This window comes from Peribacillus sp. NPDC097198, assembly GCF_044762055.1.
Taxonomy (GTDB): Bacteria; Bacillota; Bacilli; order Bacillales; family DSM-1321; genus Peribacillus.
Map to the genome: position 1 here is coordinate 152,756 of NZ_JBIWDO010000006.1, position 11,939 is coordinate 164,694.

The window sequence follows — 11,939 nt, forward strand, 5'->3', positions numbered from 1 at the left end:
AAAGGCATTTCATCCATTATTCATTTCTTTCAACACTAGATTCCCACCCTGTTGTACAATGAAGGTAACGCTTACATTCCATTTACTTTCCTTACATCATCTGAACACAGGAGGTTCTCATGGGTTTTCTAGAGATTAGTCTATTATTTGAAACAAGGAATCAATTAATCGAGGAAATTTCAGGATTGAACAGTCCCATGATGGATTACAAGGCTTCACCTGAAAGCTGGAGCATCGCCCAAATTTGTCATCATCTATTCCTTTCTGAAACTGTTTTTACCCAGGCCATTGTCCGTGGTTTAAAAGACAGGGACTATAAACAGATCATCCAAAAAGACATCTACTTAACTTCGGATCTGACAAAAAAATTCAAAGCCCCTAAGATGGTGGTACCTTCTCAAGAGCGTTTGGAATTACCAAAGTTACTGGATTGGCTGTTTGAATCAAGGAACCATTTATTGAATGTAATTTTTGAACAGGAAGATCGGAGCATTTTTCGGAGAAAAAAAGCAAAGCATCCACTATTCGGCCATCTTTCTTTAGATCAATGGATCGAATTATTATCCTTACATGAGCAACGGCATATTGAACAAATAAAAAGCATGAAACTCCAATTCGGGTAACCCCGATTGTATCCTAAAAACATCCAGGCCATCACATAAAAAAACCGCCCCTCATCATCCGGTGCGGTTTTCCTTATTAGTTCACTCTTATTCTTTCTCCAACAAACTCTATGGCATTCATGAATTCGGAGACAAAACCTTCCCGGTCGACACCGTGCAGCACATGGACATTTGGCGTTTTGCCACTGCGCCTTGCATAATCCACGACGGTTGTCCCTGCCGTTAAACGACCTTCCAATTCAACTTGCACATAATAGTCCTGTCCCATGAAAAGCTCTGGCTTTATTACATACATCATGGCACAAAGGTCGTGAAAACGTAACACTTCTGCAAAATGGTCTTCGTTAAATGGCGTTTGTTCCGCAACATTCAGGTAGAATGTTAGCATTTGGTACACTTTATCCGAAAAGTCCGTCCCCATATCCAAAATGAGATGGGCTTCTTCCAACGTTACATAGGCTTTATGCGTTACATCCAATCCGCTCATTACGATAGGGACACCTGAACGGAGAACGATTTCGGCTGCATGCGGGTCGACATACGCATTGAACTCAGCGGTCGGTGACATATTGCCGCCGACTGCCGCACCTCCCATCCAGGAAACACACTTGATTTTCGGTTTTACTTCAGGGTGTGCCAACAAAAGAGCTGCCACATTCGTCAACGGGCCTGTAGCAACGATTGTCACTTTTTCCTCACTCGCCATAATGGTCTCTAGCATCGCGAATATGGCTGGACGCTCACTGACCGGCAATGTCGGCTCCGGAAACACAACATTCGCAAAACCACTTTCACCATGAACATCCTCAGCTACTTCTAGCTCACGGAATATCGGGTGCTCCAGTCCCCTGGCTATTTCCACGTCCGCACCAATGTAGCTGAGGAAGGTCCGTGCATTGTAATTCGTTTTATCCTGAGAAATATTCCCTGAACAAGTTGTGACTAAACGTACGTCTATCGCCTCACTTGCAAAGGCAAGTGTCAGCATCATGGCATCATCAATTCCAGGATCTGTATCGATGATGACGGGCATTTTACTCATATAAGAAACCACCTTTTTAATAGTTCACATACTTCTCCCATCAAGGGGCTCATCACCTTTGTGATGCTGCTTTATCTTTTGGGCAACCTTAGAAAAAAGACGTATGTGAACCTGCTTTATACCTTTTTTACAAATTGGGATTTTAACTTCATCGCACCAAAACCATCTATTTTGCAATCGATGTCATGATCGCCTTCCACCAATCGGATACTTTTCACTTTTGTCCCCATTTTCAAGACGGATGAACTTCCCTTGACTTTAAGGTCCTTGATGACCGTTACGGAGTCACCATCGTTCAAGACATTGCCGTTGGCATCTTTAATGGTCTTGATCTCTTCCGTTTCTGATTCTATGGACCACTCATGTGCACACACCGGGCAAACATAGAGGCTTCCATCTTCGTATGTATATTCTGAATGACAGGTTGGACAATTAGGTAAATCGGACATTATTTTCATTCCTCCATTCAACATTGCTCATTCTAATATAACAGCATCTTCCAGGCAATAGGCATTGGAGAAGGGAACCATGCACATATAGTTCCCTTCTTTGGCATTTTGGCCTTATTTAAATTCACCTTTAAGTAAATACACCACATCGAAATCCTTTAACTCATCCATATTGCTTTTTGGATCTTCATAAAAATCACTGGATAGGGAAGTTGCACCTTCCTCATCAAGTGTATAACAAATACTCGCTAGCACCATTTCATCCTTTATGGGAAGGGTTTCTGATATTTTTCCCGTTGTAATCGAAGCCTTTTCAAGATCCCTCTGCTCTGTCACTAAACTGCTAAAACTCGAATGATCACTTTCATCATCACCCTCCGTTTTTATTCCAGCCATGAAGGTAAACTGGTTCTCATTGTCCGGATTTTGGGTTCTGGCGAACATCAATGAACCATTTCCGTAAACCGGAGCAGTAGCATCATTGATCTTTTTACCAACCAATTTACCAGATTCATATTTTTCAATCCAAAAAGAAACTTCTTGATATGTATCATCGATATTGAAATCGAATAAGAATGCGTCACTCGTGGTCAGGGAAAGAATATCCTCTTCCCTATCCGTCAAATCCGCCACCGAGATGGTATTTGTTTGATTACCGGTACATGCCCCCAAAACGATGGCCAGCATGGTCAATAGTGCCGTGTATAAAATCTTCTTCATGCGTTTCCCTACTCCTTTATCAACTAAAATTCACAAAATCTTACACATTATATCATTGACTGAATAATTATGCATTATCTTTCAGAATAGGTACTTTTCCATATGGAACGGGGAGCTGGTTCGTCATCCCTTCCGTAAAAAAAAGCAGCACAGTGTCAACTGTACTGCTTTATACCATAGGCTCGATGATGATTGATCAGATGAATAGTTTAATGGTAAGAATCACTCCGATCGTTATAAAGATCGGTCCCCAAAATTGCATCGGAATGAAGAATAGACTATGTCGGGTTCCCATTTTATAGGCCGTTCCTGTTTCTTGATCGACAAGAACCTTTTCAGAACCACCATTTAGTTTTCTACCCAAAAACCAGACGATGATCCCGGCCACGAATAAACCGATGATTAATGAAGTATCTTCGGGCAGCGACCGGTCAACCGTCATCTCCAAGATCCAACCGAATAAGAACACCAATGGCACCATAATGACAAAAACTAAAAAACCTAGTCCTCTCCATATAATCATGCCTGAGCCTCCCTTTCACCTCCAAGTCGTATATTATATTCACCTCCCAATCAATTTATGGATGGGTTTAACCCTTTATCTTAGATAGGAGTTCCCCAGCAGAACAAATATGTCCCCGCTTTATGGGCATAAAAAAACTCCCTATAAGAAAACAAACGATACATAAGTCGTCGTTTATTAGTACGGGAGATATTCTATAACTATGCTAAATCTCACACTTTTCTCAATTTCATTGAATATCAGTCCCTAGGAGAATCAAGGGCTTGATAGGCCTTCTGGTACTTTCCGCCATCAGCAACCTCTGCATGATATAAAGCCTTAAGGGCAAAATTCTTCTCTAGATTGTGTTCTTTCATCAACACTTTCAATTGCGTTTGTAGTTCCGAGTGTTCTTTCATTAGCTGTTTCATTTGCGTCTTGAAGTACTTCATTATTATCGTTACTTCCTTTCAGGTGCTAAAAACTCACCCATCAAGTATACCATTTACGCATTTTTTCACCAGCAACACTAAAGTTTTCTCAAAAGGGAAAAGTAGTTTCATACTATTGATAACATCACAAAGTTCAATCGTAGTGGCTTTTCTAAAAGAAAATCCAGTAAATGCTATGTTATAATGGATAATAAAAATCACATGAATTCGCATACGATCAAAAGGGGCTGTGTTACATATGAATAATGAACTTATTATGCCAGTTGAAATTTCCATCAAAGAAAAAAAGAAACTCTCACAAGGGAAAGTGATGCAAGTCGTCGTATTCTCACGATGTACGATGATTGAAGTAGAATCATCATTAAATGAAAATTATTATCTCATTTACTATAAGAATAATCTTGTATATGGTGAAAAGGTAGAAAAGATAGAGAAACATTCATTTATCGATAACATACGGAAAATGGGTATCGTCTTACACTCAGACCATCCGTTCCTCTCCGCAATAATCCCCAGCCAAACCGCCACTATTCCAAATAAGAATAAGCTTTTCTCCCAACTTCAAAATCAATATTCCCTCCAGGAAGTAGCCTACATCGCTACGACGCTCGACTCATTTTTCACAAAGAAACAACTGAGCAATGTCATATACAAAATCTTTTACCACTATAGAAGAAACGGCAACTTCATGCAGGCCTTTCAAATCATTAAGATCTTGGCAAACTTCGCTCCCGACCTGAATTCTGCGAGAGAGATTAAAAACTCATTGGAGTTTCATTCCTATATGGAATTTTACACATCCTCGTCACTATCTACCATCCAGGAGAAAGATTCGCTTTTTGTTGAATGGCATTGCTTCAAATATCGCTTACAACCTGATGAAGGAAAAATGTTAGAAGGTTTATTGAGGAAACAGGACTCTTTCTTGACCCTTCTCTTATTCTGGATGGAGAAAGTCGAAAAGTATTCGAAGGTGACTTCCATTGAAGCATATACCACGATGGCCTTGCAATTCGTATCCATGGAAAAGTGGATCGTAACCTTAGACTATTTACACATCAACCCATTTCAGGTGCTACCACAAACCAAATCCATGATTGAAGAGATGCTTCAGGAGGAACACTATGAAACAGCCGCTCTCTATTTAATGAATTTCCTTAATGCCCTACCGGATACCTATGAGGAGATCTTGCATACATTATGGGAACATTTAGATCCGACGTTTATTGCCACCCATATAGATACCTTCATGGTTATGATTCAACAGCTCGTCCTAGAAGATGGCGAGAAGCAATCCGAACAAAGGTTACTACAACTTATTGGTAAATTGCTTGAGACCTATGATCTTAAAGAGGTACATGAAAAGCTGCTGCCCATCCAAAAATCAGCTCCCCATTCTCCGGTGTTCCGGAAAATAAACAAGATGATGACCTTGCTGGATGATCCCGATCAAATGATGGAACTCGGACAATATTATGCAGAGTTTAAGCAATACGATGAAGCCATCGAATGTTTCTCATGGGAGATGGAATTGTACCCGGATGACCCCGCTCCCGTATCGCAGCTGTCCAAAATGTATCAAAACAAAGGGATGGTTAAAGAGGCCTTTGCTTACCATCAAATATTAGATCAAATGAAATAACGTGCAATGAAATATAAAAAGGATTAGAACTCACCCTTCTAATCCTTTTTTATACGGTTTAAGAGTTTATTTAAGAAATAAAGCTCATTTCATATGGCTCGCTTAATTGATCCGAAATATGGAATACTATCCATGTGAGGCTTTGAAGATTTATAAAACGTACACATAATTCGACAAAAAATGCACTATATCGACAAATCTATTTGACATTTAATCCGTTAATGTTTAGAATCTTTATGATATTCAAAAAAAGAATTGAGTGTTTAAAATGAAAACGAACTTATTTCGAAAAAAATCCGTGAATCAACTTTTACAAAATCATGGAAAAGTACAATTACAAAAGACACTAGGAGCGTTTGATTTAATCCTACTCGGTGTCGGTGCCATTGTGGGTACAGGAATTTTCATCCTTCCAGGTACCGTTGCAGCCCAGCATGCTGGACCTGGGATTGTGTTCTCTTTTATCATTGCCGCCTTTGTTTGTGCATTTGCCGCAATGTGCTACTCTGAATTTTCTTCATCCGTTCCAGTTACAGGGAGTGCATACACATACTCCTACATTGTTTTTGGGGAGATCATTGCTTGGCTAGTCGGCTGGTCCCTATTACTTGAATACGGCTTAGCTGTTGCTGCCGTTGCTACAGGCTGGTCATCCTATTTTAGCTCGCTACTTGCCGGGTTTAATATTTTGCTTCCTCACGAAATATCCGGTTCATTTGATCCGGCCAACGGCACATACATTAACCTGCCAGCTATATTGATCATTTTCCTTATTGCCGCCTTGTTGACATTAGGCATTAAAGAATCGACAAAATTCAATACGATTATGGTATGTGTGAAAGTGGCCGTTATTTTACTATTTATTATAGTCGGCGCATTCTACGTTGAACCGACAAACTGGAAGCCATTCACCCCATTTGGTACAAGCGGGGTTCTAAGTGCCGCGGCCTTAGTATTTTTCGCCTATCTTGGCTTCGATGCAGTATCATCTGCAGCCGAAGAAGTTAAAAATCCACAGCGTAACATGCCAATCGGTATTATTGGTTCGCTCTTTATCTGTACCTTATTGTATGTTGCTGTATCCCTTGTATTGACGGGTATGGTTTCTTACACACAGTTAAATGTAAGTGACCCTGTAAGCTTTGCCATGAAAGTGGTTAACCAAGATTGGGTGGCCGGTATTATCTCCATAGGTGCCGTCGTTGGGATGATGACCGTAATCCTTGTTATGCTTTACGGTGGTACTCGCCTAGTATTCGCATTCGGTCGTGACGGCTTACTACCAAAATTATTATGCGAAGTTCATCCGAAACGTAAAACACCAGTAAAAAACACATGGATTTTTGCGACTCTCATTGCCTTATGCGCAGGCTTCGTCCCATTGGATAAGTTAACAGAGCTTGTAAACATGGGTACTCTTTTAGCCTTCACTGTTGTATCAATCGGCGTCATTTACTTACGCAAAAACAAAGACATTCCGAATGATGGATTTAAGGTACCTTTCTTCCCAGCCATTCCAGTCATTTCATTTATTTTATGCATATTCCTGATGACCCAACTATCCGCACACACCTGGATTGCGTGCCTTATTTGGATGATCATCGGTATAATCATTTACTTTACTTACGGTAAAAAGCACAGTATTTTGAACAAATAACAAATATGGCTGTTGCAGTGTGGACGTTCACATCTGCAGCAGCCATTTATTTTTGGAATCATACATGACCAATCAACTACGCACTTTCGCACACGGAAATTGATGGAATTTCTACCAATTAGTGAAGATCGCCTACAAGCGCAAAAAAACTAGACACCCTGTGTGCCTAGCTTTTCCATCATTTATTGAAAGTAATGTTCTCTGTACCTTGTCCCAGATTAATGGTCGTTTCCCTTGGCTTTGTTTCGGCTATCACGTTCCCGTTTCTGAAGGAATAGCGTACCATGGCCTGTTTACGGACTGCTTCGTATTCATTTTCTGCCGCTAAAACAATGAAGTTGGCAGGTTTTCCCGCCTCGATTCCATAGTGGTCCTCGATTTGCAAGGTTTTTGCACTATTGGCGGTAATTAAATCGATGGAATTGACGATTTGCTCGTAACCCATTAGTTGAGAAGCATGAATGCCCATATGCAGCACTTGCAGCATGTTTCCCGTTCCTAGTGGATACCATGGGTCGAATATGTCATCGTGACCAAAGCATACGTTTAGTCCTGCTTCCTGTAATTCTTTGACACGTGTTAAGCCTCTTCGTTTCGGATATGTATCGAATCTTCCTTGAAGATGAATATTCACCAATGGATTAGATACGAAGTTAATGGACGAAAGCTTCAATAAGCGAAACAACTTATAGGTATAGGCATCATTATACGAACCCATTGCCGTCGTATGGCTGGCTGTCGTTCGTGTACCTAGTCCCCGCTCGTAAGCTTCTTTTGCGACGACTTCGACAAAACGTGATTGCTCGTCATCGATTTCATCACAATGTATATCCACGAGGCGATCGTATTTTTCCGCTAAATCAAACGCAATCTTCATCGATTCCACGCCATATTCGCGAGTGAACTCAAAGTGGGGGATGCCCCCTACAACATCGGCCCCCATTTTTAGCGCTTCTTCCAGTAATCCCGTTCCATTCGGATAAGAGAGAATTCCTTCCTGTGGAAAAGCCACTAACTGCAAATCAACGAAATCCGACATTTCTTCTTTTACTTCGAGCATGGCTTTTAGTGCCGTAAGTTCCGGATCGGTCACATCGATATGTGTACGGACATGCTGGATTCCTTGAGCGATTTGCCATTTTAAAGCCGTTTTTGCCCTGGTTTTCACATCTTCATTCGTCAAAGATTCTTTTCGTTGGGACCACCGCTGGATTCCTTCAAATAACGTCCCACTTTGGTTCCACTCTGGCTCTCCTGCCGTCAACGTCGTGTCAAGGTGGATATGCGGTTCAATAAAGGGAGGGAGAACAAGTGACCCCTCCACATCATAAATCGGCTGATTCAACTCGTTCTCAACGTTCTCATTAAGGCTCTGCGTAACCGATTCTATCATTCCTTCTCTGACGACAATATTCCAAAGACCTTCTTTTCCTCTTAATTTAGCATGTTTAATAAGCATCTGACTGTACACCTCTTCTTAGTATTTTGTTGATAGGTACATATTTCATCAAGGCAACATACAGGATGATGGTCCCGATTAGAGCATTAATTGGCACGATGCCAGGTGCGAACTGGGCCAAAGCGACGCCTCCTGCCCAAGCAATCATCGATAACCAATTGACCTTTTTGAAAGACATCTCTTCGAATTTCCCATATTTTCTACGTTTCACGATAAAGTAGTCTGCTAAAATGATGGCCCCAATGGACGGGACTGCTGCTCCTAGTACATTCAAAAAACCGACGAAATTAGTATACAGCCACATTGCTAGCAATGTGCCGATGATTCCATTAACCACGACAAGTTTCTTCTTGGAAATTTTCGTAACATTGGCAAATCCCAATCCCGAAGCGTATAGCGCATTATCATTCGTTGTCCAAATATTCAGTCCCAATACAATGATTGCCGGCAAAATCAGCTCTTGCAAGAACATGACTTCAGAAATATCCGAAACACCGTACGTCATTGCCCCAATCGCCCCGAATATGAACATAAGTGAATTGCCTAGAAAAAAGGCAATCACCGTTGCGACAACGGCTGACCGGGTCGTCTTGGCAAAGCGGGCAAAGTCTGGCGTCAAGGTACCCCCGCTGATGAATGAACCAATGCAGATGGTTAAGGCAGCGCCCACTCCCATCATTTCAGTAGGCTGATAATCTAATAACCCCTGAAACCCACCGATTGTTTCGGTTGCCTCAAATACCGAGTAGCTACCCAGAATGGCAATGGCCGGCACAGCAACGAACCCTAACAGCACGAGTGCCTTAATTCCATAGATGGCTGATATCGTCATCATTATTCCGAAACCCAAAATCAATAGATAGATATTAATCCCTGTTGCCTTTTCGACCGGAACCGCGAACATCGCTACCCCCACTCCAAACCAACCTACTTGCGTTAACCCCAGCAATAAGGAGGGCACATAAGAGCCTTTATCACCAAAGGCATACTTTGCAAGCAGATGTGTAGAAAGGCCGGTCTTCGCGGCAATATGGGCCAACGCCCCCGTATACAGGCCCAGCACACAATTGCCCGCCAATACGATGAGAAGGAATTGAACCAATGTTAATCCCGTTCCCAATTCCCCTCCCGACCACATGCTTGCCGAGAAGAAAGTGAACCCCAGCATAATGGATAGAATCTTCCAAAAATTATTACGATTTCCTTGCGGTACAGCTTGCCATGAAAACTCTGCATCTACTTTTCCCATAACGTTTCCTCCATTTTTAAACTGATACCCACAAAGAAAAAAGAGGTCTATTGTCATCAACCGACAATAAACCTCTTCTGCATTATGACGAGTAGTAGTAGCCAGGCAAAAAATGCATGGACGTCTCCCACATCATAAAAATCCGTTGTCCTTGTCAGCCTCACGGGACTGAATTAAAGATACCAATATTTGATTATTAACATTATTCCAAAAAAGAGACGGTAAGTCAATACTAATTTTCTATGCGATTCCTTTACAAACCAAAAAGGACTACATACAGAGACTCAAATGAAATTCAAACATGGGTGTTTTTTTCAGGAAATGGATGTCACCTTTTGTAACTAGATCCCACCCTAAATCTCTTTCTCCTCTAGAACCTTAAATGAATTTACTATATACTTTCATTAAATTGATGAAAAGCGTGGTGACCCTTACTTGTTTAAACTATTGTTAATTGAAGATGATACAACATTATTCAATGAGATTAAAGATAGATTGGCACAATGGTCCTATGATGTATATGGAATCAACGATTTCAGTAAGGTGATGCAGGAATTCACTGCCATTAAACCCGACTTGGTCCTCATCGATATCCAATTGCCAAAATTCGACGGGTTCCATTGGTGCAGGATGATTCGCACCCACTCGAACGTACCCATTCTCTTTTTATCATCACGCGATCACCCGACCGACATCGTGATGTCCATGCAGTTTGGGGCGGATGATTTCATCCAGAAACCCTTTCATTTTGATGTACTGATTGCCAAGATACAAGCGACGCTTCGTCGTGTCTATAATTACAATACAGAAAAGATCGAACTAAAAACCTGGTGCGGCGCCACCTTGGATTATGAGAAGAATACAGTTGTAACCGAGACAGGAACAATCGAGCTGACAAAGAATGAAGTGTTCATCCTAAAAAGGCTGATTGAACAGAAGAATAAAATAGTGAGCCGCGATGATTTAATCAATAGTTTATGGAATGATAAGCGCTTTATCAGCGATAATACCTTGACGGTCAATGTAAATCGATTGAGGAAAAGGCTCGATGAGGTGGGGTTGGGACAGTATATCGAAACAAAAGTGGGACAAGGTTACATTGCGGTCGAAGAGGATCATGTATGATTAAGAAATTTATATGGGAAAGGTTTAGCTGGATTACTTTCTACATCCTCTTTCACTTATTCATCATATTCGTCGCCTATCTTGATTCGGCCATTCCTTTATCCCCCATTCTCTACATGGTCTTTTTATCATTCATCATGTTCATAATCTTTTTGGTGGTCCGCTACCACAAGGAAACGAAATTCTATCGAAGTTTAGTGGAACGGGAAGATAATTTGGATGTAAGCCAATTAGCAGAACCGGGAAGCCCTTTTGAAGTAATCATCGAGCGTAGCATCAGCAATCAAATCGAATACCTGAAACGGACGGCTTCATACGGACAAATGACATTGGAGCAGGAAAAGGACGAACTATTATCTTGGATTCATGAAGTGAAGACGCCTTTGACGGCCCTACGTTTAATGATTGATCGCATACAAGATGAAGAACTCAAATCCCATATGACGTATGAATGGCTCCGTATCCACCTTTTGCTTGATCAACAGTTGCATCAACGGCGGCTACCCTTCATGGAAAATGATCTATATATCGGTAACGCCGATTTGGAAGGGATTATTTTCGACGAGATTAAGACGTTACAATCTTGGTGCATGCAAAAAGGGATTGGATTCGATATCCAATTGGAAAAAGCCGAGTGCTTAAGCGATAGTAAATGGGTCGCATTCATTATTCGGCAACTATTGACCAATAGCATCAAATATAGTGAAGGATCCGATATTTTGATACAGAGCCACGAATCCAATGGACAAACGATCCTTGAAGTGAAGGATGCTGGCCGCGGCATCGACCAAAGGGACCTTCCCCGCATTTTTGATAAAGGATTCACATCAACGACCAATCATCAAGACCACGGGGCGACGGGAATGGGGTTATACTTAACCAAGAAAGTGGCGGATTCCTTATTCATCGAGATAACCGTCCGTTCCACCCCCGGAATGGGGACCACTTTCATCCTGACTTTCCCGCAAAAAAATCAATTCGTTAAATTCCTTAGCATGTGACAAAGATGTCACATGCTT

The 11,939-nt window shown here is 41.4% G+C and carries 12 protein-coding genes; 5 read left to right on the plus strand and 7 right to left on the minus strand.

The window, feature by feature from the left end; translation table 11 throughout:
* Window positions 1-119 precede the first annotated feature (119 nt).
* Complete coding sequence (locus ACIQXQ_RS12630; protein WP_402874751.1) at window positions 120-623, plus strand: DinB family protein; 504 nt, start codon at window positions 120-122, stop codon at window positions 621-623.
* A gap of 76 nt (window positions 624-699) precedes the next feature.
* Here the strand turns inward: ACIQXQ_RS12630 and ACIQXQ_RS12635 are convergent, their stop codons facing one another.
* The 5 genes from ACIQXQ_RS12635 to ACIQXQ_RS12655 all read right to left on the minus strand — a co-directional run bounded on the left by ACIQXQ_RS12635 (window position 700) and on the right by ACIQXQ_RS12655 (window position 3,788).
* A complete protein-coding gene (locus ACIQXQ_RS12635; RefSeq protein WP_402957819.1) occupies window positions 700-1,665 on the minus strand; it encodes a nucleoside hydrolase in 966 nt (321 codons plus the stop codon).
* A gap of 116 nt (window positions 1,666-1,781) precedes the next feature.
* Complete coding sequence (locus tag ACIQXQ_RS12640) at window positions 1,782-2,114, minus strand: zinc ribbon domain-containing protein YjdM (protein ID WP_402874746.1); 333 nt, start codon at window positions 2,112-2,114, stop codon at window positions 1,782-1,784.
* A gap of 114 nt (window positions 2,115-2,228) precedes the next feature.
* The gene (locus tag ACIQXQ_RS12645) at window positions 2,229-2,834 is read right to left on the minus strand and encodes a hypothetical protein (protein WP_402957821.1); all 606 of its coding nucleotides are present in this window, start codon (window positions 2,832-2,834) and stop codon (window positions 2,229-2,231) included.
* Between the two features lie 196 nt (window positions 2,835-3,030).
* Window positions 3,031-3,357, minus strand: a complete 327-nt coding sequence (locus ACIQXQ_RS12650; RefSeq protein ID WP_402874741.1) for a hypothetical protein — start codon at window positions 3,355-3,357, stop codon at window positions 3,031-3,033.
* A 239-nt stretch (window positions 3,358-3,596) separates the two neighbouring features.
* Window positions 3,597-3,788, minus strand: coding sequence for a hypothetical protein (locus tag ACIQXQ_RS12655; protein ID WP_402874739.1), 192 nt, complete (start codon window positions 3,786-3,788; stop codon window positions 3,597-3,599).
* A gap of 238 nt (window positions 3,789-4,026) precedes the next feature.
* On the opposite strand from ACIQXQ_RS12655, the gene ACIQXQ_RS12660 reads away from it, so the two are divergent.
* On the plus strand, window positions 4,027-5,430 hold the full coding sequence (locus tag ACIQXQ_RS12660; RefSeq protein ID WP_402957822.1) for a tetratricopeptide repeat protein: 1,404 nt from the start codon (window positions 4,027-4,029) through the stop codon (window positions 5,428-5,430).
* Window positions 5,431-5,698: 268 nt separating this feature from the next.
* The gene (bcaP, locus tag ACIQXQ_RS12665) at window positions 5,699-7,087 is read left to right on the plus strand and encodes a branched-chain amino acid transporter BcaP (RefSeq protein WP_402874732.1); all 1,389 of its coding nucleotides are present in this window, start codon (window positions 5,699-5,701) and stop codon (window positions 7,085-7,087) included.
* A gap of 178 nt (window positions 7,088-7,265) precedes the next feature.
* Here the strand turns inward: bcaP and ACIQXQ_RS12670 are convergent, their stop codons facing one another.
* Window positions 7,266-8,546, minus strand: coding sequence for a cytosine deaminase (locus ACIQXQ_RS12670; RefSeq protein WP_402874730.1), 1,281 nt, complete (start codon window positions 8,544-8,546; stop codon window positions 7,266-7,268).
* The gene (gene codB / locus ACIQXQ_RS12675) at window positions 8,536-9,795 is read right to left on the minus strand and encodes a cytosine permease (RefSeq protein ID WP_402957824.1); all 1,260 of its coding nucleotides are present in this window, start codon (window positions 9,793-9,795) and stop codon (window positions 8,536-8,538) included. The genes ACIQXQ_RS12670 and codB overlap by 11 nt, the downstream gene beginning before the upstream one ends.
* A 435-nt stretch (window positions 9,796-10,230) precedes the next feature.
* Here codB and ACIQXQ_RS12680 point away from each other — a divergent pair, with 435 nt between their 5' ends.
* Entirely contained in the window at window positions 10,231-10,920 is a 690-nt protein-coding gene (locus ACIQXQ_RS12680) for a response regulator transcription factor (RefSeq protein WP_402874724.1), read from the plus strand.
* Window positions 10,917-11,921, plus strand: a complete 1,005-nt coding sequence (locus ACIQXQ_RS12685; protein WP_402957826.1) for a sensor histidine kinase — start codon at window positions 10,917-10,919, stop codon at window positions 11,919-11,921. The genes ACIQXQ_RS12680 and ACIQXQ_RS12685 overlap by 4 nt, the downstream gene beginning before the upstream one ends.
* Window positions 11,922-11,939 lie beyond the last annotated feature (18 nt).

Excerpts from the sequence above, each read along its gene's own strand:
- ACIQXQ_RS12630 (WP_402874751.1), top strand. The coding sequence starts at position 120 with ATGGGTTTTCTAGAGATTAGTCTATTATTTGAAACAAGGAATCAATTA.
- ACIQXQ_RS12635 (WP_402957819.1), bottom strand. The coding sequence starts at position 1,665 with ATGAGTAAAATGCCCGTCATCATCGATACAGATCCTGGAATTGATGAT.
- ACIQXQ_RS12640 (WP_402874746.1), bottom strand. The coding sequence starts at position 2,114 with ATGTCCGATTTACCTAATTGTCCAACCTGTCATTCAGAATATACATAC.
- ACIQXQ_RS12645 (WP_402957821.1), bottom strand. The coding sequence starts at position 2,834 with ATGAAGAAGATTTTATACACGGCACTATTGACCATGCTGGCCATCGTT.
- ACIQXQ_RS12650 (WP_402874741.1), bottom strand. The coding sequence starts at position 3,357 with ATGATTATATGGAGAGGACTAGGTTTTTTAGTTTTTGTCATTATGGTG.
- ACIQXQ_RS12655 (WP_402874739.1), bottom strand. The coding sequence starts at position 3,788 with ATGAAGTACTTCAAGACGCAAATGAAACAGCTAATGAAAGAACACTCG.
- ACIQXQ_RS12660 (WP_402957822.1), top strand. The coding sequence starts at position 4,027 with ATGAATAATGAACTTATTATGCCAGTTGAAATTTCCATCAAAGAAAAA.
- bcaP (WP_402874732.1), top strand. The coding sequence starts at position 5,699 with ATGAAAACGAACTTATTTCGAAAAAAATCCGTGAATCAACTTTTACAA.
- ACIQXQ_RS12670 (WP_402874730.1), bottom strand. The coding sequence starts at position 8,546 with ATGCTTATTAAACATGCTAAATTAAGAGGAAAAGAAGGTCTTTGGAAT.
- codB (WP_402957824.1), bottom strand. The coding sequence starts at position 9,795 with ATGGGAAAAGTAGATGCAGAGTTTTCATGGCAAGCTGTACCGCAAGGA.
- ACIQXQ_RS12685 (WP_402957826.1), top strand. The coding sequence starts at position 10,917 with ATGATTAAGAAATTTATATGGGAAAGGTTTAGCTGGATTACTTTCTAC.